Source organism: Streptomyces sp. ICC4, from assembly GCF_003287915.1.
Classification (GTDB): Bacteria; Actinomycetota; Actinomycetes; order Streptomycetales; family Streptomycetaceae; genus Streptomyces; species Streptomyces tritrimontium.
In genome coordinates this window covers 8,103,530-8,128,276 of sequence record NZ_CP030286.1, presented here as the reverse complement: position 1 = coordinate 8,128,276, position 24,747 = coordinate 8,103,530, and the positions used below count along the sequence as shown (strand labels likewise).

The 24,747-nt window shown below is 73.0% G+C and carries 21 protein-coding genes and 2 pseudogenes; 10 read left to right on the top strand and 13 right to left on the bottom strand.

Annotated elements, in window-relative coordinates:
* Positions 1-159: 159 nt before the first annotated feature.
* Positions 160-1,029 (top strand): AraC family transcriptional regulator, encoded by an 870-nt coding sequence (locus tag DRB89_RS38145; RefSeq protein WP_112451258.1) that lies wholly within the window; start codon positions 160-162, stop codon positions 1,027-1,029.
* Positions 1,030-1,121: 92 nt separating this feature from the next.
* Here the strand turns inward: DRB89_RS38145 and DRB89_RS38140 are convergent, their stop codons facing one another.
* A complete protein-coding gene (locus DRB89_RS38140) occupies positions 1,122-1,529 on the bottom strand; it encodes a RidA family protein (RefSeq protein ID WP_112451259.1) in 408 nt (135 codons plus the stop codon).
* An 81-nt stretch (positions 1,530-1,610) separates the two neighbouring features.
* On the opposite strand from DRB89_RS38140, the gene DRB89_RS38135 reads away from it, so the two are divergent.
* From DRB89_RS38135 to DRB89_RS38115, 5 genes and pseudogenes are all read left to right on the top strand, one after another.
* Positions 1,611-2,252 carry a TetR/AcrR family transcriptional regulator gene (locus DRB89_RS38135; protein WP_112451260.1) on the top strand — a complete coding sequence of 214 codons (642 nt, stop codon included), beginning with the start codon at positions 1,611-1,613 and terminating at the stop codon, positions 2,250-2,252.
* Positions 2,253-2,318: 66 nt separating this feature from the next.
* Positions 2,319-2,714, top strand: coding sequence for a VOC family protein (locus DRB89_RS38130; RefSeq protein WP_112451261.1), 396 nt, complete (start codon positions 2,319-2,321; stop codon positions 2,712-2,714).
* A 50-nt stretch (positions 2,715-2,764) separates the two neighbouring features.
* Positions 2,765-3,163, top strand: coding sequence for a hypothetical protein (locus DRB89_RS38125; protein WP_112451262.1), 399 nt, complete (start codon positions 2,765-2,767; stop codon positions 3,161-3,163).
* A gap of 285 nt (positions 3,164-3,448) precedes the next feature.
* Positions 3,449-4,612: pseudogene (locus tag DRB89_RS38120) on the top strand (HSP90 family protein); the annotation flags it as partial.
* Positions 4,609-7,677 (top strand): tetratricopeptide repeat protein, encoded by a 3,069-nt coding sequence (locus DRB89_RS38115; RefSeq protein WP_112448080.1) that lies wholly within the window; start codon positions 4,609-4,611, stop codon positions 7,675-7,677. The pseudogene DRB89_RS38120 and the gene DRB89_RS38115, both read left to right, overlap by 4 nt.
* 57 nt (positions 7,678-7,734) lie before the next feature.
* Here DRB89_RS38115 and DRB89_RS38110 read toward each other — a convergent pair whose 3' ends face one another.
* The 8 genes from DRB89_RS38110 to DRB89_RS38075 form a co-directional block, all read right to left on the bottom strand.
* Positions 7,735-8,637, bottom strand: a complete 903-nt coding sequence (locus DRB89_RS38110) for an LLM class flavin-dependent oxidoreductase (RefSeq protein WP_112448081.1) — start codon at positions 8,635-8,637, stop codon at positions 7,735-7,737.
* Positions 8,638-9,277: 640 nt separating this feature from the next.
* Positions 9,278-10,297 (bottom strand): BadF/BadG/BcrA/BcrD ATPase family protein, encoded by a 1,020-nt coding sequence (locus DRB89_RS38105; protein ID WP_112448848.1) that lies wholly within the window; start codon positions 10,295-10,297, stop codon positions 9,278-9,280.
* On the bottom strand, positions 10,288-11,553 hold the full coding sequence (locus DRB89_RS38100; protein WP_112448847.1) for a 6-phospho-beta-glucosidase: 1,266 nt from the start codon (positions 11,551-11,553) through the stop codon (positions 10,288-10,290). Before DRB89_RS38100 ends, DRB89_RS38105 begins: the two co-directional genes overlap by 10 nt.
* A gap of 5 nt (positions 11,554-11,558) precedes the next feature.
* Positions 11,559-12,473: a carbohydrate ABC transporter permease gene (locus DRB89_RS38095; protein WP_239516580.1), complete on the bottom strand. Its 915-nt coding sequence runs from the start codon at positions 12,471-12,473 to the stop codon at positions 11,559-11,561.
* A 5-nt stretch (positions 12,474-12,478) separates the two neighbouring features.
* Positions 12,479-13,438 (bottom strand): sugar ABC transporter permease, encoded by a 960-nt coding sequence (locus tag DRB89_RS38090; protein ID WP_112448846.1) that lies wholly within the window; start codon positions 13,436-13,438, stop codon positions 12,479-12,481.
* A gap of 6 nt (positions 13,439-13,444) precedes the next feature.
* Positions 13,445-14,779 carry an ABC transporter substrate-binding protein gene (locus tag DRB89_RS38085; RefSeq protein WP_112448845.1) on the bottom strand — a complete coding sequence of 445 codons (1,335 nt, stop codon included), beginning with the start codon at positions 14,777-14,779 and terminating at the stop codon, positions 13,445-13,447.
* A 7-nt stretch (positions 14,780-14,786) separates the two neighbouring features.
* Entirely contained in the window at positions 14,787-16,025 is a 1,239-nt protein-coding gene (locus DRB89_RS38080; RefSeq protein WP_239516925.1) for a Cmx/CmrA family chloramphenicol efflux MFS transporter, read from the bottom strand.
* Positions 16,026-16,102: 77 nt separating this feature from the next.
* Positions 16,103-16,825: a hypothetical protein gene (locus tag DRB89_RS38075; RefSeq protein WP_239516579.1), complete on the bottom strand. Its 723-nt coding sequence runs from the start codon at positions 16,823-16,825 to the stop codon at positions 16,103-16,105.
* 134 nt (positions 16,826-16,959) lie between these two features.
* Between DRB89_RS38075 and DRB89_RS38070 the strand changes: the two genes are divergently transcribed.
* Complete coding sequence (locus DRB89_RS38070) at positions 16,960-17,655, top strand: copper homeostasis protein CutC (protein WP_112451813.1); 696 nt, start codon at positions 16,960-16,962, stop codon at positions 17,653-17,655.
* Positions 17,656-17,781: 126 nt separating this feature from the next.
* Here DRB89_RS38070 and DRB89_RS38065 read toward each other — a convergent pair whose 3' ends face one another.
* Complete coding sequence (locus DRB89_RS38065) at positions 17,782-19,758, bottom strand: AAA family ATPase (RefSeq protein ID WP_239516924.1); 1,977 nt, start codon at positions 19,756-19,758, stop codon at positions 17,782-17,784.
* A 527-nt stretch (positions 19,759-20,285) separates the two neighbouring features.
* Here DRB89_RS38065 and DRB89_RS38060 point away from each other — a divergent pair.
* A complete protein-coding gene (locus tag DRB89_RS38060; RefSeq protein ID WP_112451815.1) occupies positions 20,286-20,471 on the top strand; it encodes a hypothetical protein in 186 nt (61 codons plus the stop codon).
* Between the two features lie 153 nt (positions 20,472-20,624).
* On the opposite strand, the gene DRB89_RS38055 is transcribed toward DRB89_RS38060, so the two are convergent.
* The 3 genes from DRB89_RS38055 to DRB89_RS43430 form a co-directional block, all read right to left on the bottom strand.
* On the bottom strand, positions 20,625-21,344 hold the full coding sequence (locus DRB89_RS38055; protein ID WP_162688902.1) for an LmeA family phospholipid-binding protein: 720 nt from the start codon (positions 21,342-21,344) through the stop codon (positions 20,625-20,627).
* Positions 21,341-21,988, bottom strand: coding sequence for a TetR family transcriptional regulator (locus DRB89_RS38050; RefSeq protein ID WP_112463639.1), 648 nt, complete (start codon positions 21,986-21,988; stop codon positions 21,341-21,343). Before DRB89_RS38050 ends, DRB89_RS38055 begins: the two co-directional genes overlap by 4 nt.
* Positions 21,989-22,058: 70 nt before the next feature.
* Entirely contained in the window at positions 22,059-22,280 is a 222-nt protein-coding gene (locus DRB89_RS43430; RefSeq protein ID WP_162688413.1) for a hypothetical protein, read from the bottom strand.
* 259 nt (positions 22,281-22,539) lie between these two features.
* On the opposite strand from DRB89_RS43430, the pseudogene DRB89_RS45435 reads away from it, so the two are divergent.
* A pseudogene (locus DRB89_RS45435) lies at positions 22,540-22,917 on the top strand (MMPL family transporter); the annotation flags it as partial.
* Complete coding sequence (locus tag DRB89_RS38040; RefSeq protein WP_112452568.1) at positions 22,887-24,641, top strand: FAD-dependent monooxygenase; 1,755 nt, start codon at positions 22,887-22,889, stop codon at positions 24,639-24,641. The pseudogene DRB89_RS45435 and the gene DRB89_RS38040, both read left to right, overlap by 31 nt.
* Positions 24,642-24,747: the final 106 nt, after the last annotated feature.

Genomic DNA, 24,747 nt, shown 5'->3' with positions numbered 1-24,747 from the left:
GCGTCCTTCGGACTTCAGGCGCCCGGTGGTGACTGGACGGAGCGGGGAGGCGCCCCGGTGCGCAGTCCGCGTCCGTCCAGGCACATGATCGGATCGGATCGCGGCGGTCGGGTGCGGCCCGGGTCGCGCAGGGCAGGGTTGACATGGAAAGGAGGCCTCGTGCTCTCGGCACTCAACCACCTCGTCGATCTCGTCGAGGAGCACCTCGCTGAGGAGCTCGACGTCAACGGATTGGCCAGGGAGCTCGGCACGACCGAGTACCACCTGCGCCGGATGTTCTCGTCGCTGGCCGGCATGCCGCTGTCGGAGTACGTGCGTCGGCGTCGCATGACCGTCGCCGCCGCCGACGTCGTCCGCGGCGAGGACGATCTGCTGGGCATCGCCGTCCGGTACGGATACGGCTCGACCGAGGCGTTCGGACGTGCGTTCCGCGCGGTTCACGGCTCCGGCCCCCGTGACGTACGCCGAGACGGAGGCCCCTTGCGCACACAGCCACGGCTCAGGATCCGCCTGACCGTCGAAGGGAGCATCCCCATGGACACCCGCCTCGTCGGCCGCCCCGCGTTCCGGTTGGTCGGACACGCGGCCCGGGTTCCGCTCATCCACCAGGGCGTGAACCCGCACATCCAGCGGCACATCACCGCACTGCCGCAGGAGGAGCATCTCCGGCTGAAGGCCCTCAGCGACACCGAACCGGGGGGCCTGCTGCAGGTTTCCGGCGATCTCGACCCCGACGGCACGGAGGGGAGCGAGCTGACCTACCTGCACGGAGTCGCCGTCTCCCGGGACACGCCGGCCCCCGACGACCTCGACGCCATCGAGGTGCCGGCCGGCAGGTGGGCGGTCTTCCGCACCACCGGACCGCATCCGCAGGCCCTGCAGACGACCTGGAGCGCGACCGCGACGGAGTGGTTCCCCTCCAACCCCTGGCGTCTGCGGCCAGGTCCCTCGATCGTCGCGGTCCTCGAGCGCGCGGACGACTTCAGCACCGCGACCTGCGAACTGTGGCTGCCCGTCGAACCGGGATGACGGACCGGTCCTCGTCCTCGTTCGCGGCCGCCGCCTGCCCCGGGAGCACGGAGCGGATCCGCCCCGTGCTCCCGGGGCAGGCGGTCACAGCACTAGGGGAGGACCGCGGTGGCTTCGACCTCGACGAGGAGGTCCGGTTCCCCCAGCGCCGCAACGCCCAGCAGGGTGATCGGCTTGACCGGATCGATGCCGAGCTTCGCTGCCGCCCGGCCCACGCCCTCGCCCAGCAGGGGCATCTTCTCGGGACTCCAGTCGACGACGTAGACGGTCAGCTTCGCCACGTCGTCGAAGGAGCCGCCGATCCCGGCCAGAGCGGTGGCGATGTTGAGGTAGCACTGCTCGACCTGGGCGGCGAAGTCGCCCTCGCCCACGGGCCGGCCGTCGGCATCGCGGGCGACCTGCCCCGCGAGGAACACCAGCTTCGATCCGGTGGCCACCGACAACTGCCGGTAGACCTCGGGCTTAGGCAACCCCTCGGGATTGACCAGTGTCACGGGCATGTACGGCCTCTTCCTCTTGACGTACGGGACCACAAGATCAGCACCCCATGAAAGCATAGCGATGCTATGTATTGTGGGCCCATGGCGAGAACGAAGGATCCAGCGGTCCGCTCCCTGCTGCTCGACCGGGCGGCGCAGATGCTGCGGACGAGGCAACCGGTCACACTCCGCACCCTGGTCGCGGGAACCGGCGTGTCGACGATGGCCGTCTACACCTACTTCGGCGGCATGGACGGGCTGTGGAAGGCGCTGAGACAGGAGGGCTTCACCCGCCTGGCCACCCGGCTCGCGGCCGTCAAGATGTCCGCGGACCCGGTACGGGACCTCGCCGCACTGGGGGCCGCGTACCAGGCCAATGCCGTGGAGAACCCCGATCTCTACCGCGTCATGTTCGATGCGGGATTCGACCTCGAAGACGCCGGCGCGGCGGACGAGACCCTGCACCGCCTGGTCCGCGCCATCGACCGCGCCAAGGCGGCCGACCGCTTCCGTGAGGAGGTCGATCCGCTGGAACTGGCGACGCAGAGCTGGACCATCGGGCACGGACTCGCCTCGCTCGTCGCCACGGGCCCTCTGCCGCACCAGGCACTCCAGTACGGCGCACCCCTGCTGACGGCACTGTTCACCAGCGCGGGAGACGAGCCCGACCGATGCCGCCGGTCGGTCGAGCGCGGCTGGGGAACGGGTCCGGGTGCGACGCAAGGCGCGGTGCCGGGCGAGTAGAAAAGATCTCGGGTCCGTCGGATGGGAGACGTACGCTGATCCCCGTCGGCACTGCCTGGGAGAGTTGTGACAAGCAGGTTCACCGAGTTGACCGTTGACTGCCCCGATCCGGAGAGGCTCGCGGCGTTCTGGTGCGAGGTCCTGGACTTCAAGGTGATCGACCGGAGCGAGGGCCTGGTCGAGATCGGTTCCTGGGTGCCGACCGTGGAGGACGTTCGGGCCCGCCAGATGCCGCCCACCCTGGTGTTCATCCGGGTGCCCGAGGGCAAGGCCGTGAAGAACCGGCTCCACCTCGATGTCAGCCCGATCGACGGCAGTACCGCGGACGAGGTGGCCAGGTTGATCGGCCTCGGCGCCACCACGACGGATGTGGGCCAGGGCGCGGACCGAAGCTGGGTGGTCATGGCGGACCCCGAGGGCAACGAGTTCGACGTCCTGCGCACCCTGGCACCGCAGAAGTAGGCCCGGTACGGCACTTCGCCGTGTTGTCCCTTCGGCGGTGAGGAGTCCGCATGTCCATCGAGCTCGACTACCCGGAGTTTCCCTACGAGGATTCCCCCGGCTGGATCACATGGGCGCAGAAGCCCTGGAACGGCGTCCTCGTCATGGTGGACGGGATACCGTTCAAGGCCGGCGACAAGGTCACCTTCGACGTCTCGGTCTACGGCGATTCCACCGGACAGACCCTGGCCGCTTGGACCCGGGGAGTCGTGGACGTCCCCGCCGACATTACCTCGGTCGGCTACACCATCCCCTGGGACGGCGTCCTGGACGCCATCACCGAAGGCTTCATCTCGGCCTTCTACACCCTCGACCCTGTCGGCGGCGGCGAGCCGACGACCTCGCAGGAGGGCATGGTCTGGTACTCCCTCCGGCGGCCCGACGGCACCGTCTGCGGTCCGGACGACTGAGCCGCGGCAGCGGCTCGGACGCTCGTCCCCGAGCGGGGCGTCCAGGGGCTGACGAGCCCCACCGGACCGCGGGGCCGCGCGGGCGGCAACCCGGAAAGCGGAACGCCTGGGCACAGTTGTTGTCCTGACGTCCCCCGGAAGCGGTCTTGCTGCCATCGGTGAAGAGGGTCGGCTTCACATGACCGCCGGGCGCCGGGAGGGGTGGGATGTGACACGAGCTTGGAAGATCGCGATCGCGATCGTGGTGGTGGTGGCGATGCTGTCGAGCGGGGTGAAGCCGAACAGCGCCGCGTCGCCCTCGCCGGGCACTGCGCGGCGCTGTTCGGCTTCACCCCGCTCGACAGCATCGACCTCGACCTGCCCGTCGCCGGCGTGCGCGGCGTCGCGTACGTCCTGCCCGAGCCGACCAGCCCCGCCCACCGGTCCGGACACCGCGTCCACCTCAAGGGCATGCTGCTGACCGACAAGGCCGACAGCCTGCTGCCCGACTGGGCGTTCTTCGTCCGCGCCGTCATCGACACCGACACGCTGCGGCCAACCGCCTCCCGCGAGAACCTGTACGACGACGAGACCCTCTCCGCCGTGCGCGAGGCCCTCGGCGCCCGCGTCCGCACCTGGCTCGCCGAGCTCGCCGCGAGCGACCCGGAGCGCCTCGCCGCCTTCCTGAGCGTCCACCACCTCGGTGTGAAGTCCATGGCCCGGCACGACTCCGAGCTGCTCGGACTGATGCTGCCCTGGCTGCCGTTCGAGACCAGCGACGGCTCGATGAGCCTCGAGGAGTTCGCGGCCGCGCACACCGACATCCACTTCACGCGCACGGTGGAGGAGTTCCGCCAGATCGCCCCGATCGCGGCGGCCCACGGCCTCGGCGTCATCAACGCCGGCTACACCTACGACGCCGACCTGCTGGCCCTGCTGCCCTCCGTACGGCCCGACCTCAAGGTCACCGAGCTCGACGCCGGAGCCGTCACGGAACGCCTCGACCCGGTCCCCACCTCCGCCGAACTGGCCCTGGCCCCCTTCCTGGCCACCGCCCGCACCCGGCTGGAACCCCAGAGCTGCGACGTCGCGCTCCGCGCCTTCCAGCCCGTCTCCATCCCCGCGCTCTACCTCGACGACCGTCAGGCCCGCCAGGAACGCGACCGAACGGCCGCCCTCGACAGCGCCGACTCGCTGTGGAGCGGCATCCTCGGCGCGCTCCGCGGCTCCGCGCCGCGCGCCCGCCTCGTCCTCAACCACAACAACCCGCTGATCCGCCGGATCGCCGCCCTCCCCGACGAGGCGCTGACCGCCACCGCCGTCGAATCGCTCTACGGCCAGGCCCTGCTGATGTCCCAGCGGCCGCTGCGCCCGGCCGACGCCACCCTGCTCAACCGGGCCTTCCTCGGACTCCTGGAATGGGCGACACATCCCGGTGGCAGCGCTGTCACCCAGGAAGGCCAGAAGTGAGCACGATGACCGCGGCGGAAATCCGCCGGGCACTGCACGAGAACCAGTGCCTGCCCAACGGAACCGCGCGCAGCGCGCAGGCTGAGGCACTGGCGAACGCCGCCGAAGCCTGCGGCGACAGCGGCCTGTTCCGCCAGGCGCTGCTCAACCAGATCGACGCCTACGAGTACAGCTCCGAGCGGACCCGCATGGTGGTCCCCTTCGCCCGGCTGCTCCAGGAGTACGACCGCGACCCGGGCGGCTTCGACGGCAGCCAGGCCCACGCCCTGTTCTGGCGGTTCAAATGGGTGTCAGGCCAACTCGTCAGCTCGCCCGAGATCCCCCTGTCCTCGGTCACCGGCTGGCTGGAGGACATGGAGCGGCGCTACCGGCTCGCCGGATACAGCGAACGCGCGGTGCGCCAGAGCGAGTTCTACCTCGCCGACGCCACCGGCGACGACGAGCGGGCGGAGCGGGCCGTCCTCCGCTGGCAGGCCGCCGACCGCGACCCGATGAGCGACTGCCACGCCTGCGAGACCAACTCCCAGGGCTGGTTCTGGGCCAGCCGCGGCGACGACGCGAAGGCCGTCGACATCTGGGAACCCGTGCTGGCGGGCAAGCAGAGCTGCCTGGAGGAGCCCCACCGGTTACTCGCCCGCTCCCTGCTGCCCCTGGTCCGGCTCGGCCGCGGCGCCGAAGCCCGCGCCCACCACCTGCGGGGCTACCGCATGGCACGGGGCAACGAGAGCCTGCTGCGCTCCATCGGCGAGCACATCGAATTCTGCGCGCTGACCGGCAACGAGGCCCGCGGGCTGGAGATCCTCGCCGAGCACGCCGCCCGGCTGGGGCCGCTCGTGGACGTCGAGGCGCAGATGCAGTTCTACGGCGGCATCCTCGTGCTCCTGCGCCGCCTGGGCGAACTCGGGCACGGCGCGGACCTGTCCGTCTCCTACGAGGGCGCCGCGCGCACGGCGGACGAGCTCCACGGGATCCTGCGCGAGGAAGCCCTGGCGATCGCCCGGCGTTTCGACGAGCGCAACGGCACCACCCGGGTCTCCGACCGGCTCGCCGAACGCATCGGCCGGGCTCCGCTCCTCGACGCCCTGCCGCTGGGCGTGCGCAGCCCGGCGCTGCCGCCCGCGGCCTCCGCACCCGTGCCCAAGGGGCCGGGGCCGGCCTCCGCATCGGCGTCGGCCTCGTCTTCGGCGTCGGCCTCGGCCGAGGGCTTCGCGGAGCTGGTGGAGCGGGCCCGCGCGGCCCGGGAGCTCGGACACCCGGGGGCGGACGCGCTGTGGGCCGGGGTGGCCGCACGCCCCGAGGCCGGGACGGACCCGCTGGTCGCCGCCGACCTGGCGGACCACCGCGCCCTGACGGCCGCCCGGGCCGGGGCCCCCGAGGCCGCGGAACTGCTGGCCGGCGTACGCGAGGGCTACCGGGAGCTCGGTCGGGCCGAGCGCGCGGCCCTGGCCGAGCTGCGGCTCGCGACCGTGGCCGCGCAGTCCGGGACCGGTGCGGGGGAGCTGCGCAAGCTGATCTCGGTGGCTCTGCGCGCCGCCGAGGCACTGGACGCGGACGAGCCGCTGCGGACCCGGCGGATCGCCTACGCGGAACTGACCTCGATCCGGGTGGAGTCGTACCTGCGCTCGCTCGAGGCTGCCGGAGACGCACACGAGCACGCGCACGGGCACGCGCACGGCGGCGGGCAGGACCACGGACACGGCGAACTGGCCGCCGAGCTCCGCTCCTTCGTCGACGCCTACGGGCCGGCCCTGCCGGACGTGGCGGCGGAGGCCGAGGAGATGCTGGGCCGCCTCGCGCTCTCGGAGGGCGACCCGGAGCGGGCCGTGGCCCTGCTCGCCGCCTGCGCCGACCGGGCGCTCGCTTCGGGCCGGCCCTGGCTGGCCGTGGACCCGCTGGTGCTGCGGGCCGGCGTCCTGCTGTCGCTGGACCGCGCCGAGGATGCGCGGGAGGCGGCGCGCGCGGCGCTGGCGCACGCCTCCGAGGTCACCGACCCCGAGACGCAGGGCGTCGTACGGCTCACCCTGGCCGATGTCCTGGTCCGCCGGGGCGAGGCGGACGCGGAGGCCGCCGGGCACGCCCTGGAGGCGGCGCACTGGTTCGACCAGGCCGGTCTCTCCGCCGACGGCGGGGCCCAGGCCCGGCTGCTGCTCGCCCGGTGCCACGCCCGGGAGGGCCGGACCGCCGAGGCGGCCGAGGTCCTGCAGTCGACCCTGCCGGACCTGCTGGAGCACGGCGAGGGCCAGGCCGTCTCCGTACGGGAGTTCCTGGGCGACCTGCTGCGCGACCTGAGGGACCCCCGGGGCGCGGCGGAGCAGTACCTGCTGGCGGCGGAGGCGACCAAGGACTGGGAGGACCCGCGCCCGCAGGCCCACTTCGCCCAGGCGGCGGCCGACCGGCTCTCCGAGGCACAGCTCGTGCCGGAGGCGGTCGCGGCGTACGAGCGGGCCCTCGACCTGCACCGCCGGTCCCAGGACGCGCCGATCGCCGAGGTCCGGATCCTGCGCTCGCTGGCCTGGCTGGGGCTGCGCGAGGAGGTCTCCAACGCGGTGGTGGCGCGGGCCCGGGCACGGATGGAGGAGGCGGTGGAGGTGCTGAGCGCCGTCCTGGCCGAAGACCCGGAAGCCACGGAGGCGCGGGCCGAGCTCGCCGAGACCTGGAACCAGCTGGCCCAGGTACTCGACCGGCGGGTCTCCGCGCACGAGGAGGACACCGGCGAGGAGGAGGACGGGGACGGTTCCGGAGACGGTGCCGGGGACACTGCCTCCGGCCGCGCCGAGCTCCTCGGCGCGGCGGAGCTCGAGGCCCTGCGCCTGGAGGAAATCCGGCTCTGGGAGCGGGCCGCCGCCCTCTACGCCGAGCTGGGTCCGGCCCACCTGGAGGCCCGCTACCACTGCGTGAACAACGCCGCCTGGACCCAGCACGAGCTGGGCCGCCCCGAGGCCGGAGCCGCCCTGCTCGACGCGCTGGCGGCCGAGGTGCGGGCCCTGCCCGAGGGCACCGCACCGAAATGGCTGACGGAGCAGGCCGAGCGCACCCGGGACAACCTGCTGCGCACCTCGTCCTGACGCCGCCGCCCGGATCCCGCCGCCCCCGCCGTCGAAGCGGTGACGGCGGGATCCGGATCAGCCCAGCTGGGCGAGACCCTCGGTGGCGATCCGCTCGAAGACCTGCTGGTCGGCGGCGAAATCGGACTCGGGGATCGGCCAGTGGATCACGAGTTCCGTGAAGCCGAGCTCTTGGTGGCGGCCGGCGAAGTCCACGAAGGCGTCCACGGATTCCAGCGGGCGGCCCCGGTCCGGGGTGAAGCCCGTGAGCAGCACCTTGTCCAGCCCGGCCACGTCCCGGCCGGACTCCGCGCACGCCTTGCCGAGCTTGGCGATCTGGCCGCGCAGGGCCTCCACCGAGTCCTCCGGGGTGCCCTCCTCGAAGATCTTCGGGTCACCCGTCGTCACCCATGCCTGCCCGTACCGCGCGGCGAGCTTCAGCCCGCGCGGGCCGGTCGCGGCGACGGCGAAGGGCAGCCGGGGCCGCTGGACGCAGCCGGGGATGTTGCGGGCCTCCACGGCCGAGTAGAAAGTGCCCTCCTGGGAGACGTCCGCCTCGGTGAGCAGCCGGTCGAGCAGCGGCAGGAACTCTCCGAAGCGGTCGGCCCGCTCCCTCGGGGTCCAGGGCTCCTGGCCCAGCGCGGTGGCGTCGAAGCCGTTGCCGCCGGCGCCGATGCCGAGGGTGATCCGGCCGCCCGAGATGTCGTCGAGGGACATCAGGTCCTTGGCCAGCGTCACCGGATGGCGGAAGTTCGGCGATGTGACGAGCGTGCCCAGCCGCAGGCGCTGCGTCGCCGTCGCGGCCGCCGTGAGCGTCGGCAGCGCACCGAACCACGGGCCGTCCCGGAAGGTCCGCCAGGACAGGTGGTCATAGGTGTAGGCGGCGTGGAACCCCAGTTCCTCGGCCCGCTGCCAGCGGTCGCGTCCCCCTTCGTGCCAGCGGTGGACGGGAAGGATCACGGTGCTCAGGCGCAGAGTCATGCCCCGAGCCTACGACCGCCGCCCCGGCCCGTGTCACGCCGCGCGCCGGGCGCACCCGCGCCGCGACACGAGCGGAACAGGGCATAGGCCTCGCCCGCCAGAACCTCGCCCACCAGAACCGGTTCGCGCTCCGGATGGGCGGCGTCCGCCCGTTCACAGGCCGCGCAGAGAGCCATCCACAGACTCGCGACCCACTTGGCGTGCGGGCCGCCACAGGCATCGCAATCCGACTTCCGAGCTGAAGGGATGAGCACGGCGCCCCCCGTGTGACGTCCTCGTCTGAATTGGCGAGGAGATCCTTCCACCCACCACTGACAACCATGTGGCGGTGTTTCACGTGAAACACCGCCCGCGTTCGTCGCCCGCTCCGCCGAGGTGATGTTTCACGTGAAACACGGGCCCCTGCGGCATGGGCGAAGATGGGGTGTGACCTCGGCTCCCCAGCGCCCGGACGGGCCCACCCCCACTTCCCGGCCCACCCCCGTAACGTCGGCAGCGTCAGATGGGTATACGAGACAGACCCCTCCGTCACCCCTTCACCGTGAATACGCCCCGGAGCCCTCCGTGGTTCCTGACCGGTCGCCCACGGGGGTCACTCTTTCGGGTCGGGGGTGTCGGCGTCCTTTCGGGCGAGGAGCATTCAACCGAAATGGGCACGCAGCTTGCCGTGGGCCTCGGGGCCCGCGCCGATCGCGTCCAGCCCCAGCAGGCCGGCGCCCAGCACCGGCGGGGCCGTCACCACCGACAGCAGGGCGTACGGGGCCCGCTCGGCGAGCAGCTCCCCGATCCGCCCGTTCAGCTGCGGGTGCCGGGCGGCCAGCACGCCGCCGCCGAGCAGTACGGGCGCCTCCTCGCCCAGCAGTCCGAGCCGGTCCAGCGCCACCGACGCCAGCGCCACCACCTCCTCGGCCTGCCGCTCGACGAGCGCCGAGGCGACCGCGTCGCCGCCCGCGGCCGCCGCGAACAGCACGGGCACGAGCTCGTGGACGCGGCCGGGCGCGATCGTGCCCAGGTGGACCGCCTCGATCAGTGCGTACATGGAACCCAGCCCGAAGTGGCCCGGCAGGGCCGCCGCGAGAGCGGTCGGCCCGCCGCGTCCGTCCTCGGCGCGCGCCGCCCACCACATGGCCTCGAAGGCCAGTCCGCCGCCGCCGCCCCAGTCGCCCGAGATCTGCCCGAGCGCCGGGAAGCGGGCCGTGCGCCCGTCGGGCAGCATGCCCACGCAGTTGATCCCGGCCCCGCACACCACCGCGACCCCGCGCGGCCCCCCGGCCCCGGTCAGCCCGGCCCGCAGGATCGCGAAGGTGTCGTTGCGCACCTCGGTGGCCGTGCCCCAGCCGCGCGCGCCGATGGCCCGCGCGAGCTGGAGCTCCTCCACCGGCAGGTCCGCGTTGGCCAGACAGGCCGAGACCTGGACGGCGTACGGACTGCCGGGCGCGAGGTGCGCCATCCCGGCGGCCTCGACCGCCTCGGCGACGGCCTGTCCGACGACGTCCACCGCCGCCTCCACCCCGACGCGCGGGGGCTGGAAGCCGCCCGCGCGCCCGGTGCCGAGGACGCGGCCGTCCGCGGCGATCAGCGCCACGTCCGTCTTGCTGTTGCCCGCGTCCACGGCGAGGACCGCCGCGGCCGCCGGCGGGACGGGCCGGCTCACGCCCATGCCAGATGCTCCTTGTTGTGCGCGAGGAGCCGGTCGGTCAGCCCCTCGGCGAGGTCGAACTGCCCCACCAGCGGGTGTGCCAGCAGGGCCTTGAAGACCCGCTCGCGGCCGCCGCGCAGCGCCGCGTCCAGCGCGAGGTCCTCGTACGCCGTCACGTGCCCGACGAGCCCCGCGTACAGCGGGTCCAGGCGGGGTACGGCCAGCGGCGCCGGTCCGGAGCGGTCCACCCGGGCCTGCACCTCGATGACGGCGTCGTCGGGGAGGAAGGGCAGGGTGCCGTTGTTGAGGGTGTTGACCACCTGTACGGCGCTGCCGCCGTCGCCCAGCAGGGCCGCGGCCAGGTCCACGGCCGCCTCCGAGTAGAAGGCCCCGCCCCGCTTGGAGAGCAGCTCCGGCTTCTCGTCGAGCGCGGGATCCCCGTACAGGCCGAGCAGCTCCTTCTCCATCGCGGCGACCTCGGCGGCCCGCGAGGGCTTGGTCCCGAGCTCCCGGACCACCTCGTCGTGCGCGTAGAAGTAGCGCAGGTAGTACGAGGGCACGGCGCCGAGCCGGTCCAGCACCGCGCGCGGCAGGCGCAGGTCCGCGGCGATGGCGTCGCCGTGCGCGGCGATCAGCCCCGGCAGCAGGTTCTCGCCCTCCGGACCGCCCTTGCGCACCCCCAGCTCCCACGTGAGGTGGTTGAGGCCCACGTGGTCGAGGTGGATGTCGGCCGGAGTCAGGTCCAGCATCGCGGCGAACCGGCGCTGGAAGCCGATGGCGACGTTGCACAGCCCGACCGCCTTGTGCCCGGCCTGGAGCAGGGCGCGGGTGACGATCCCGACCGGGTTGGTGAAGTCGATGATCCACGCGTCCGGGTTGGAGCGTCGCACCCGCTCCGCGATGTCGAGGACCACGGGCACCGTGCGCAGCGCCTTGGCGAGGCCGCCCGCGCCGGTGGTCTCCTGGCCGACGCAGCCGCACTCCAGCGGCCAGGTCTCGTCCTGGAGGCGGGCCGCCTGGCCGCCGATGCGCAGCTGCAGCAGCACCGCGTCCGCGTCGGCGACGCCCGCGTCGAGGTCGGAGGTGGTGGTGATCCGGCCCTGGTGCCCCTGCTTGGCGAAGATCCGCCGGGCCAGGCCGCCGATCAGCTCCAGCCGGTCGGCCGCCGGGTCGATCAGGACGAGCTCGCTGATGGGCAGGGTGTCGCGCAGGCGCGCGAATCCGTCGATCAGCTCGGGCGTGTAGGTGGAACCGCCGCCCACCACTGCGAGTTTCATCGTTACTAGCCTTTCACTCCGGTCAGGGTGACGCCCTCGACGAATGCCTTCTGGGCGAAGAAGAAGAGGACGATCACGGGGGCCATGACCAGCACGGTCGCGGCCATGGTGAGGTTCCAGTTGGTGTGGTGGGCGCCCTTGAAGGACTCCAGTCCGTAACTGAGGGTCCAGGCGGCCGGGTTGTCGGACGCGTAGATCTGCGGGCCGAAGTAGTCGTTCCAGGCGGCGAAGAACTGGAACAGCGCGACGGCGGCGATGCCGGGCTTCGCCATCGGCAGCACCACCCGCAGCAGGGTGCGGAGCTCGCCGCAGCCGTCGACCTTGGCGGCGTCCAGGTACTCGTCGGGGATGGTCAGCAGGAACTGGCGCAGCAGGAAGATGGAGAAGGCGTCGCCGAAGGCCATCGGGATGATCAGCGGCCACAGCGTGCCGGACAGGTCCAGCTGCTTGGCCCAGAACAGGTACATCGGGATGACGACCACCTGCGGCGGCAGCATCATCATGGCGATCACCAGCAGCAGCGAGAGCCGCCGGCCGCGGAAGCGGAACTTGGCGAGCGCGTAGGCGACGGGCACCGAGGAGACCACGGTCAGCACGGTGCCGAGGCCCGCGTACAGCAGGGTGTTGCGCCACCAGGTCAGGAAGCCGGGGGTGTCCCACACCTTCGCGTAGTTGCCCCATTCCCAGCTGCGCGGCCACAGGTCGCGGGTCAGCGCCTGCTGGTCGCTCATCACCGAGGTCAGGAAGAGGAAGACGAAGGGGAGGACGAAGAAGAGGGCCGCGGCGACGCCGAGGGAGTGCACGGCGATCCAGTGCAGGACGGCCCGGCGGCGCGCGGTGCGCACGGCGCGCGCCGACCGCGAGGGACCGGACGCGGTGGGATCCGGGGTCCGCTCCGCGCGGGTGATGGTCTGGCTCATGTTCCTCAGTCACCTGCCTCGATCAGCCCGCCGCGCCGCCGCATCAGCAGCGCGGTGAAGGCCATGGAGAGGGCGAACAGCACCAGGGCGACCACGCAGGCGGTGCCGTAGTCGAAGCGCTGGAAGCCGACGTTGTAGATGACCTGGGGGAGGGTCAGCGTGGACTTCTCGGGGTACCCGGGCTCGAACTGCTGCCCCGAGCCGCCCATCACGCCGGACGCCACCTTCCCCGCCACCAGGGGCTGTGTGTAGAACTGCATCGCCTGGATGACCCCGGTGACCACCGCGAACAGGATGATCGGGGAGATGTTCGGCAGGGTGATGTGGCGGAAGCGCGCCAGCGGCCCGGCCCCGTCCAGCTCGGCGGCCTCGTACTGCTCGCGCGGTACGTCGAGCAGCGAGGCCATGAAGATGACCATCAGGTCGCCGACCCCCCACACCGCGAGCGCGGTCAGCGCCGGCTTGGACCAGGCGGGGTCCGTGAACCAGCCGGGCGCGGGCAGCCCGACCGCCTCCAGCAGGGTGTTCACCGGGCCGGTGCCCGGGTTGAGCAGGAAGACGAAGGCCAGGGTCGCCGCCACCGGCGGGGCCAGGTAGGGCAGGTAGAACAGGGTGCGGAAGACGCCCGTACCCAGCTTGATCTTCGTGATGAGCAGGCCGATGCCGAGGCCGAAGGCGACCCGGCAGGCGACCATGACCAGGACCAGCCACAGGGTGTTGCGCATCGCCGGCCAGAACATCGGGAGGTCGGCGAAGACGTAGGACCAGTTGTCCAGCCCGTTGAAGACGGGCGGGCGGAAGCCGTCGTACTTGGTGAAGGAGAAGTAGACGGTCGAGACGAGCGGGTAGGCGAAGAAGACGCTGAACCCGATCAGCCAGGGCGACATGAAGGCCGCCGTGCGCAGCGCCGAGCTGCCGCGCTTCGCCCGCAGCTCGGGGGAGGGGGGGATCGCGGTCGTGGTCATGGGTGGCTACTTCGCCTTCGCGATGTCCGTGTCGATCTGCTGGTCGGTCTTGGCGAGCCCGGCCGGGATGTCCGTGACGTCGCCCTTCTCGACCGAGTACGCGAAGTCGGTGAAGGTCAGCTGGTAGGTGCCGCCGTCGACCTGCGCGGGCGTGGTGTTCGACTTCGGGTGCCTGGCGATGTCGATGAACGTCTTGAACTCCGGGGCCACCTGGAGCCTGGGGGATTCGAGCGCGGCCAGCGTCGAGGGGATGTTGTGGATGGCGTTGGCGAAGTCCACGACCGCGTCGGTGTCGGACGTCATGTACTGCGTGAGCTCCCAGGCGGCGTTCTGCTTCGAGCTCTTCGAGGAGATGCCCATGATCGTGCCGGCGAGGTAGCCCTTGCCGTAGTCGGCGAGCTGGTCGTCGGGGACGGGCATCGGCGCGGTGGCGATCTCGAACTTCACCCCGGCCTCCTTGGCCATGGCCGCCCGCCATTCGCCGTCGATCTGCATGGCCACCAGACCCTGGTGGAAGGGGTGCTCCGCGCTCCACTCGTCGCCGAAGGTGTTGCGGAACTTCTCCAGCTTCTCGTAGCCGCCGAGCTTGCCGACCAGGCCCTTCTGCGCCGTCAGCATCTTCGCGAAGGCGGGGTCCTTGGCCAGGTTGGACTTGCCGTCGGCGCCGAAGTACGTCGGGTTCCACTGGGCGGCCAGGCGCTGGGGGGCCGTCTCGTAGCCGTGGAAGGTGGGCATGATGCCGAGCCGCTCGTACGAATCGCCCTTGGGGACGGTCAGCGCCTGCGCCGCCGCCTCGAACTGGCTCCAGGTCTTCGGCGGTTCGGTGATCCCGGCGGCGTCGAAGGCGGTCTTGTTGTAGACGAGGCCGTACGCGTCGTGCAGCAGCGGCAGCGTGCACTGGTTGCCGTTGAACTGGGTGTACTCCAGCAGGGTCTTGGGGAAGACCTTGGCCTTGTCGACCCCGGACTTCTTCAGGAAGGGGTTCAGGTCCGCGAAGGCGCCGGTGTTGCAGAACTTGCCGACGCTGTCGGTGGTGAAGGACGCGACGACGTCGGGGGCCTTGTCGCCGCCCGCCCGCAGCGCCTGGTTGATCTTGTCGTCCGTCATGTTGCCCGTGACGTTGACCTTGATGTTCGGGTGCGCCTTCTGGAACCGGGCGATGTTGTCCTCGATGGCCTTGACCTCGCTGGGGGCGGACCAGCCGTGCCAGAAGTTGAGGGTGACCTCCTTGTTCGGGTCATCGCCCGCCGTGTTGGACGCCGAGCCCGTACACGCGGTGGCGAGTACGGATATCGAGGCGAGGGCGACGGCTGCGGCGGTCAGGCGGCGGGTTCTGGGCATGGCGAGGTCACTCTCTGCGCGGGGGGACTTCCTGGAAGGGCCGTGCGGGTGGGGCGGTACGTGCGGTGCGGTACGGGTGGATCAGGCGGGTCGGGGTGGGGGTGCGGCGGTCCAGGCGGAGGGCCGCGATGCCCAGGGCGATCGCGGTGACCGTCATCGCCGCGCCGGCCCAGGCGGTGGCGGAGAAGCCGAAGCCGGCGTCGATGACGGTGCCGCCGAGCCAGGGGCCGCCGGTGTTGCCGAGGTTGAACGCGGCCGTCGTCGTCGCGCCCGCCAGGGTCGGGGCGGCGCCCGCGACGTTGAACATGCGCGCGTTGAGCGCCGGCGCGGTGAAGAACGCCGAGAAGCCGATCAGGAACGAGAGGGCGATCGCCGCCGCGGCCGTGGAGGCCAGCAGGGCCAGCGCCGCCAGGAAGACCGTCGAGGCGCTGATGCCCCACAGCATCACGCCGAAGAGGTGCGCGTCCGCGATCCGGCCGCCCAGGGTGGTGCCCAGCAGCGCGCCCACCCCGAAGAGGCCCAGGATCCACGGCACCCAGCCGGAATCGAGCCCGGCCACGTCCGTGAGCAGCGGGGACAGGTAGCTGAAGGCGCAGAAGACGCCGCCCGCGGCGAGCGCGGTGACACCGATCGACAGCCACACCTGGCGGTCGCGGTAGATGCGCAGCTCCCGGGCGAGCGTCGGCTTCTCGGCCGGCAGCGGGATCCGCGGGATCAGGGCGAGGATGCCCACGAGCGCGACCGCGGAGGCCGCGCCCACCGCCCAGAACGCGGACCGCCAGCCCAGGCTCTCGCCGAGGAACGCGCCGGCCGGGACGCCGAGGACGTTGGCGATGGAGAGGCCGCCGATCATGACCGCCATGGCGCGGGCCCGCTGGTGCTGCTCGACCATCGCGATGGCCACGGCCGCGCCGACCGCCCAGAACCCGGCGCAGGCGAGCGCGGAGACGATGCGGGAGGCGAAGAGCAGCTCGTACGAGGGGGCCAGCGCGCCCGCGACCTGTCCGAGGCCGAAGAGGCTGATCAGGGACACGAGCGTGGTGCGGCGGGGCAGCCGCAGCGTGGCCACGGCCAGCAGTGGCGCGCCGACGACCATGCCGATCGCGAAGGCGGATATGAGCAGGCCCGCCTGCGGGATGGTGACGCCCATGTCCTCGGCGATCGGCGGGAGGAGTCCGGAGAGCATGAACTCGCTGGTTCCGAGTGCGAAGACGGACAGGCCGAGGACGTAGACGGCGACGGGCATGCGGGTGCGTTCGGCTGAGGCGGCGGGCATGAACTACATCAACCGGCGCGAACGGGATCACATTCCCGCGCATCGTTTCAGGTCTGTGAAGAGAGCTCCGCGAGCTCGGCCGCCAGGTTCGCGCGGGCCGGTGCCTCCCAGTGCGCGGCGCCGTACGGGGTGCGGAAGAGCCGGGGCAGGTCCAGCAGCTGGCGCAGGACGGCGGCGCGGCCGGCGCGGAAGGCCTCGTCGGGGACGAAGCCGTACTCGGCGCGGACGGCGGCCGCGTACGCGGCGTAGGCCTGCGGGGCGCCGGCGAGGACGGCGAGGTCGGCGTCGCAGAGGGCCTCGCCGTCGGTGTCGCCGGGGGCGGGGTCGTGGGTGACGGTGAGGCGGACGAGGCGGGCCACCTCGGCGGTGCGGGCCGCGCCGATGCCGAGCTCGGGCAGGGCGCGCTCGGCGAGGACGGCGCTGCGCTCCTCGTTCTCGGAGCGGTCGGGCCGGTAGACGGCGTCGTGGAACCAGGCCGCGAGCCGCACGGCGGCGGGGTCCGCGGCGTGGTCGGCGAGTACGTCGATCCGCGCGAGCACGTCGGCCAGGTGCGCGGTGGTGTGGTACTTCCGCTGCGGCTCCGCCCAGGCGGCGAGGAGGCGGTCCGCGTAGGGGCCGGGATCGTGTGCGGGGTCGGCGCCGGCGGCCGTGACGGTGCTCCGCCAGCGGGCGCGCAGCGCGCTCGTGTCGTGGGGTGCGGCGCCGGGTGTGCCGTGGGGTGCGGCGTCCCGCGTGTCTTCGTGCGCGCCGCCGTGTGCGTCGGATGTCATGCGCACATTGTGGTGGTGGCGTGATTGTGCTGGTGAAGGGTGGGCGGAGGCCCGTACCCTGGATATTGGACTAGACCTATTTGCCATACTGGCCCGGAAGGGTCATACGAGCAGTTTTCCGAAGGATGGATGACATGAGCAACCGTGCGCTCCTGGAGGTGATCGCCCTCGACGTGGAGGACGCGGTCGCGGCCCAGGCCGGTGGGGCGGACCGACTCGAGCTGGTCACCGACATGGCCGCCGACGGGCTCACCCCGCCGCGCGAGACCTTCGCGGGGATCAGAGCGGCGGTCGACATCCCCCTGCGCGTGATGCTCCGCAAGGCGGACGGCTTCTCGGCGGGCTCCGCCGAGGACCTGGCACGTCTGGTGGCGGAGACGCGGGCGCTGCGCGCGGAGGGGGCGGAGGAATTCGTCCTCGGCTTCCTGCACCCGGACGGCAGCCCGGACCTGGCCGCCGTCGAGGCGGTCGTCGCGGAGCTCGACGGCTGCCGGTGGACCTTCCACCGGGCGATCGACCGCACGGCGGACCGCGACCAGCTCCGCAAGGCGCTGGCGGAGCTGCCCGGCTTGGACACCTACCTGACGGCGGGCGCGGCCGGCGGCGTCGACGAGGGGCTGCCGGTGCTGCTGGCCGAGGCGGCGAGCGCGGGGGCGCCCGGGTACGAGGCGCGGATCCTGGTGGGCGGCGGGCTGACCCTGTCGCACCTGCCGGTGCTGCGGGCGGCGGGCGTCGACGCCTTCCACATCGGCAGCGCGGCCCGGCCCTCCGGGTGGGAGCACCCGGTCTCGGCGGCGGCGGTCGCGGAGTGGCGCGCGGCCCTGTCCTGACGGTCCGGGACGCGGACCCGGGGCCCGGACCCGGGACCGGTCCGGGACTCGGACCCGGGACCGGTCCGGGACTCGGACGTGGACCCGGGCCGCCGGCGGGGCCGGAAGATCCGGCCCCGGACGGGGCTACGCCAGCGCCTCCGGCAGCGGGGTCGCGTGGAGGAGGGTCAGGCCCGAGACGGCCCGGGTGAGGCAGACGTACAGGCGGCGCAGCCCCGTCCGCTCGTCCGGCTCGCCCGCGACGATCGCCGCCGGCTCGTCCAGGACGACGTAGTCGTACTCCAGGCCCTTCGCCAGCGACGCCGGCACGAGGGTGAGCCGGGACTGGGCCGTCGTCTCCTCGCCCGGGGAGAGGTACGGCAGGTCCGCCGCCAGCAGGGCCTGCGCCAGCTCGGGGATCCGCGCGTCCGCCGCGATCAGGCCGATCGAGCCCTCGTGCGCGAGCGAGGCCCGGCAGGCGTCCACGGCCGCCGCCGTCGGATCCGCGACCGGCGACACCACCAGCGAGCCCGGCGTCTCGCGCACCGAGGAGACCGGCGCCAGCCCCGGCGAGATCGACGGGAGCAGGCGGGAGGCGTAGGCGATCACCTCGCGCGGCACGCGGAAGCCCGCCGTCAGCTCCTCCAGCACCGCACCCGGCTTGCCCAGGTGCTCCAGCGCCTCGTCCCAGCCGCGCGTCGCCCACGGGGTCGTGCCCTGCGCGAGGTCGCCCAGGATCGTCGCCGAGCCCGTCGTGCAGCGGCGCCCGACCGCCCGGTACTGCATCGGGGACAGGTCCTGCGCCTCGTCGAGGACGACGTGGCCGAGCGAGTGCGTGCGCTCCACCAGGTCCGTGGCCTCGTCGATGAGGACCAGGTCCGCCGCCGACCACTTCACCGACTTCACGCTGCGGTACGGCTTCGGCCAGAGGAGCAGCCGCTGCTCGTCCTGCGACAGGATCCCCTCCGCGTGCTCCGCGAGGAACTCCGGGTCCGAGAGCAGCCGCAGGACCAGCTTCGCCGGCTCCACCAGCGGCCACACCGCTTTGACCACGGCCTTCACGGCGGGATTGCGCGCCACCGCGTCCTGGACCCGGTCGTCCGGGGCCTCGCCCGCCTGTTCCATCCGTACGAGGACCGTGTGCGCGATCCGCTGCGGCAGCGCGTCGCGCGCGGCGCCGTAGCGGATGTCGCGGTTCTGCAGCTCGGCGACGATCTCCGCGAGCTCGTACGCCGGCACCCGCCAGCGCCGCGATCCGCGCACCACCATCAGCGGCTCGACCGGCTCCGCCACGTGCGAGTGGACCGCGCGGCGCAGCACCCGCGCCATCCGGGCGTCGCCCTTGACGACGGCGGTTTCGGCGGCGTCCGCACCGCGTACCTCCAGGTCCGCGCGGGCGACCAGGTCGTCGACCGTGGCCTGCTTGACCTCCAGCTCGCCGAGGGCCGGCAGGACCTGCTCGATGTAGTGCAGGAAGGAACGGTTCGGCCCGATGACCAGGGTGCCGGTACGGGCGAGCCGGTCGCGGTGCGCGTAGAGGAGGTAGGCGACCCGGTGCAGGCCGACCGCCGTCTTGCCGGTGCCGGGACCGCCCTGGACGCAGACGGAGCCGGACAGGTCGGAGCGGACGATCTCGTCCTGCTCGGGCTGGATCGTGGCGACGATGTCGCGCATGGGGCCGACGCGCGGGCGCTCGATCTCCTGCTGGAGCAGCTTGCTGACGGTCGCGGCCGCCTCGGCCGGGTCGGAGAGGTGCTCGTCCTCGTACGCGGTCAGCTCGCCGCCGGTGTAGCCGAAGCGGCGGCGCAGCGAGACGTCCTGCGGGTCGGCCTTGGAGGCGCGGTAGAAGGGCTGGGAGACGGGCGCGCGCCAGTCGATCACCATGGGGTCGCCGCCGGCGTCGTGGACGTGGCGGCGGCCGATGTAGAACTGCTCGCCCTCCGCGCCTTCGGCGAGCTCGGCGCCGGGGGCGTGCAGGTAGTCGAGGCGGCCGAAGAAGAGGGGGGTGTGGGAGAGGTCGGCGAGGGCCTTGATGCGGTCGTCGATCTGGGCCTGCAGGACGATCGCGTTGACCCAGTTGGCGGTGACGTCGCGGATGTCGAGGGCCTCGACGTCCTCGCGCATCGCGCGGAGCGCGGAGCGGGAGGCGCTGAGGTGGGCGCGCTCGCGGCCCAGGGGGCCGGTGTCGGCGGCTGCGGCGGGGGCCGAGGCGGGGGCTGCGGTGGTGGCGTCGGCGTCTGCGGCGAGGTCGGTGACGTGGGCGTGCGCGGGCACGGAACTGCCTCCAGCTGCTGGGGTGACTGCGTGGTGCGGGACGGACCCCGCCGGTTTCCGGCCGGCGGGCGGCTCTCCCGGTGACGCGGCGGGAGGCGGCAAGAGCGGAGATTCTAGTCACCGGGCCCGTGGCGCGCGAATGGATAACGCGCGGGGCGCCGCCGCCGGTGCCCGCGGTGGCGGCACTTTCTTAAATGGGGTGAAAAGGGGTCGAAAGACCCTTGGTTCCGTTGCCCCGTACGGGTGCTGTTCGGGGCGGGTCCTCCTTTGGGCAGAGCCCGTGGGGGGAGGCATGGGCCGTGAGGAGGAGGCGGGCGTCCCGGAGGTTCAACCCCGGGGCCGATGTGCCGGGCCGGGCGAAAACGCACCATGGATACATGAGCACCGCAACCTTCAACCCGGTCCAGGCTGGCCGCCCGAGCGGCGCCACCGCCCTTTCAGACTCCCGCCCGCGCCACGGCGTCGGCAGCGTCCTGCGCGCCGCCAAGGTCTTCGCGGCCGCGGCCGTGAGCGTCGTCGTCCTCGGTGAATACGCCGAGGACGCGGGCGTCATACGCCGCTGACCGATGTAGAACTGCTCGCCCTCCGCGCCTTCGGCGAGCTCGGCGCCGGGGGCGTGCAGGTAGTCGAGGCGGCCGAAGAAGAGGGGGGTGTGGGGGAGGTCGGCGAGGGCCTTGATGCGGTCGTCGATGCGGCGGGGCGGCCGTACGGTCCCGTCAGGCGGCGGCGCATCCGGCGGCAGCACGGTCCGGCGCGGCGCCGGGCGCGAGCGCGAAGTCGAGTACGAGGCCGGCGGCGGCCGCGTGGGCGCCGGTCAAGCGGGTCCCTTCGGGCAGGTCGGGGATCTCGACGGTGCGCGGTGCCAGCTTGTCGGCGATCCCGGAGGCGCCGGGGAACCCGGACAGGGTCTCGACCGGCACCTGCCGGCCCAGCAGGCCGACCGTCGCGGGGGTGATGGTGACGCTGTTCTCGGTGGTGGACAGCTTCGTCACCACCGTCACGGGCAGGCCGCCCGCTCCCCCGGTGACGGTGAGGTGGCTGCCGTCGGTGCCCAGCTCCACGGCCTCGCCCTCATCGCCCATCTTCGCCGCCAGCTGCCCGTAGGCCACGGTCGCGGTGGCGCTCCCGCCTTCGGTGCGCCCGTCGGTGGAGACCCCGCGCAGCGTCGCGGCGAAGTCGACGTCGGTTCCCTGGTGGCGCACCCCCTGCGCGGTGACGCGGACCGTGCCGACCGTGCCGGTGAGCGCGCCGAGGCCGGCGAGGGGTCCCTCCAGCTCGACGTCCACGCCCTTGTCGGTGTCCAGGCGGCAGGCGACGGCCTCGGAGACCCGTCGCTCCACCGTGCCCTCCAGGTAGGAGTCGGCGGCGGCCGCGGCCGCCACGGCGAGGGTGAGCGCGCCGGCCGAAGCCAGCAGGAGGGTGCGACGACGTATCACTGTGCGGTGGTTCCGATCCGGGAGAGTACGGCGAAGGCCTGGGGCAGGAGTGCCCCCGGTGCCACGGCGAGGCCCGCGCTCCTGCGCTTGCGCAGGGTCTGCAGGACGGCCCGGCCCGCGGAGAGCACGCAATTGGCGATCACCGCGGCCTGGAGGTCGGCGTCGGGCGTGCCGGCCGGCAGCCGCCGCTGGACGAGGTCGGCGAACCGTCCCTCGAACTCGGCGAACTGCTGGGTCAGGCGCGCCCTGGCGCGTTCGCCGACCTCGTCGAAGGGGTGGGTGAGCGCGGTCAGGCTGCTGGCGGCGAAGTAGGCCACGGTGTCCAGGACCGCCCCTTGGGCGGCCTCCAGCGGGCCCTCGTGTTCCGGACGGGCGGCCAGGGCCCGCTCGATGCGGCCGAACAGCTCGCTGCTGTCGGGCAGCAGGACGTCTTCCTTGTTCTCGAAGTACCGGAAGAAGGTGCGCTCGGAGACGTTCACCTCGGCGGCGATCTCCGCGACCGTCGTCCCCATGAACCCCCGCTCGGCGAAGAGCCGGGCGGCGGCCGCGCGCAGCCCGCGGCGGGTCGCCTCCTTCTTGCGCTCGCGCAGCCCTGACTGCCCGGACGGCTCCGACTGCCCGGACGGTTGGTGGGGGGTGGCCATGGCGCCAGCATCCGATAAATCTGTCACCCATGTCAATTGACAGCCCTGCCAGTTTACTGCGTACGTCGTGTCAGTCCTGACACTTTCTCTGGACGCCCCATGGGTCCTCTCCCGCCTCCACCTCCGCCTCCACCTCCACCTCCGCCGCGACCGCGTTCCTCGGGCGCCAGGCCGTCGGTCCGGTGTACAGCGACGAGGTCAGCCTGCCGGGCAGCCGGTCCGGGGTCGCCGCCGAGTTGCTCGCCGAATCCGCCCCGCGGCGGCGGCGCCGGGCGGCAAGGTCGTCTTCCACGTCGGGTCGGGCACCGTCGCGGCGACGAGCAGCCGGCCGTCCGCGGTGGGCCGGAGCGTGGAGACGTCCGCGACCCCGGGGGTCCCGACGAGGGCCTCGCGGACCGCCTCGGAGACCTGGGGGGGCGGGCTCGGTGGCCTGCCGCAGGTCGATCACCACGGTGAACGGCCCGTTCGCGCCCGGCCCGAATCCGGGTCCCTGGGCCGCGGCGATCCGGCTACGGCGGAGACCTGGTGAACGTCGTGCGCGCCCCACCCGCGACAACACCCGGGCGGTGGGCAGCGGCCTGGCCCTGACGGGGCGGGTCATCTCCTGCGCCGCGCTGATCATGATCGCGGTCTTCCTGTCCTTCACGGGCTCGCCGGCCGCCGTCGTCAAAATGCTCGCGCTGGGGCTCGCGGTCAGCGTGATCCTCGACGCGACGGTCGTGCGCCTCGTGCTGGTCCCCTCGGTCATGTTCCTCACCGGGCGGGCCAACTGGCGGCTCCCCCGGGCCTTGGACCGGGTCCTGCCCCCGCCTCCACCGCTGACCCGGGTGGCCCGGCGCATGCCCCCGGGCGACCATGGAGTGCGGGGTCGGTCGGGGCCGGGCGCTGGGAGGCACCTGTGGCACACACCCGAACAACGGACGTGCTGATCGTGGGGGCGGGTCCGGTCGGACTGAGCGCGGCGGCGGAACTGCGCCGGCACGCCGTGCGGTGCCGTCTCGTCGAGCGGCTGGCGGCCCGCCTCCCGTACGCCAAGGCCGTCGGCATCCAGCCGCGCACCCTGGAGGTCTGGGACCGGATGGGCCTGGCCCGCACCGTCCTGGAGGCCGCCGTTCCGATGCGCGGCCAGCTGGTCTACGTCGACGGTCGGGAACGGGCCCGGTGGGAGGTCGCGTTGCCGCCCGAAGTCCCGTACCTGTTCGCGGCGCTGCCCCAGTACGAGACCGAGCGCATCCTCGAGGAGCACGTCGCCGGTCTGGGGACGGCCGTCGAACGCGGCACGGAACTGCTGTCGTTCACCCAGACCGAGGACGGGGTGACCGCGCTGCTGCGCACCGCCGCCGGAGCCGAGGAGGAGCTGCGCGCCCGGTACCTCATCGGCTGCGACGGGGCGCACAGCACCGTGCGCAAGGGGCTCGGCCTCTCGTACGAGGGCGGCGCCTTCCCCGAGGAGTACATGCTGGCCGACGTCGAGGCCGACTGGGACCTGCCGTACGGATACGGCGTCCGGTCCAGCCACCTCGCCGACGACGGTTCCACCGACGACGTGCTGGTCTGCATCCCGCTCCCCGGCAAGGGCCGCTACCGGATGTCGATGCTGGTCCCGCCCGAGCTCTCCGCGCGGGCGGCGGGCCGGGAATCCGCGCCGCCCACGTCGTCCGCGTCGTCCGCACCGTCCGTACCTGACGACGGTGTGCTGCACGGTCTGGAAGGCGGCACCGGGGACGGCGGCCGCGTCCCGCAGCTGTCCCACATCCAGGCCGTCGCCGACCGGCTCGCGCCCGTGCCCACCGTCCTCTCCCGGATGCGCTGGTCCTCCGTCTTCCGCATCAGCCACCGCATCGTCGACCGCTACGGCGAAGGGCGCGTCTTCGTCGCGGGGGACGCCGCCCACATCCATCCGCCCACCGGCGCCCAGGGCATGAACACCGGCATCCAGGACGCCTGCAACCTGGCCTGGAAGCTGGCCCTCGCAGTCCGGGGCGAGGCGGGGCCCGCGCTGCTCGCCGGCTACGACGCCGAGCGCCGCCCGGTCGGCGAGGAGGTCGTCGGCCGGACCGTCCGGCACGCGGCGCACGGCATCGAGGCCGACCCCGACGACCCGCTCACCGTCATGCTCCGCGAGGCCCAACTGCTCGTCGGCTACCGGGGCGGACCGCTCGCGGCCGCACCGTACGGCCCGGCCGCGGCGCCGCAGCCCGGCGACCGGGCCCCGGACTGCGCGGGACTGACCCGGCACGTCTCCGCGTACCCGTGGCGCCTGTTCGACGTCCTGCGCGGCCGCACCGCGCACGTGGCGCTCCTGTACTCGGCCGACGGCGCGGACCTGGCCGAGGCCGCAGAGGCCGCCGAGGCCGCCGACACGGTCCGGGCCGCTCGCGAAGACGGCACCGACCTCTCCGGCCGACCGCCCCGGGCGCCCTTCCTCGAAACCGTCGCCATCCTCGCGCCGCAGGCCCCGGCGGCCGCGGACGGGACCCTCTCCGTCCCCGGATACCTCGACGCGGCCGGTGAGTTCGCCCGCCTCTACCGCCCCGAGGGCCCGACCGGCTTCCTGGTGCGCCCGGACGGGTACCTGGCCGCCCGCTTCCCCCTCACCGGTACGGCGGCGGCCCTCTCCGGCTACCTGACGGCCCTGTCCGCGCCGAGCTGAACACCGTTCGGGAGAAGGAGTGTTCACCCCTCGCGGGAAAATGCCTGGCAGGCCGGGACGCGGGGCGATACCGTCACGGCGATGACCACTTACTCCCTCCTCAGAT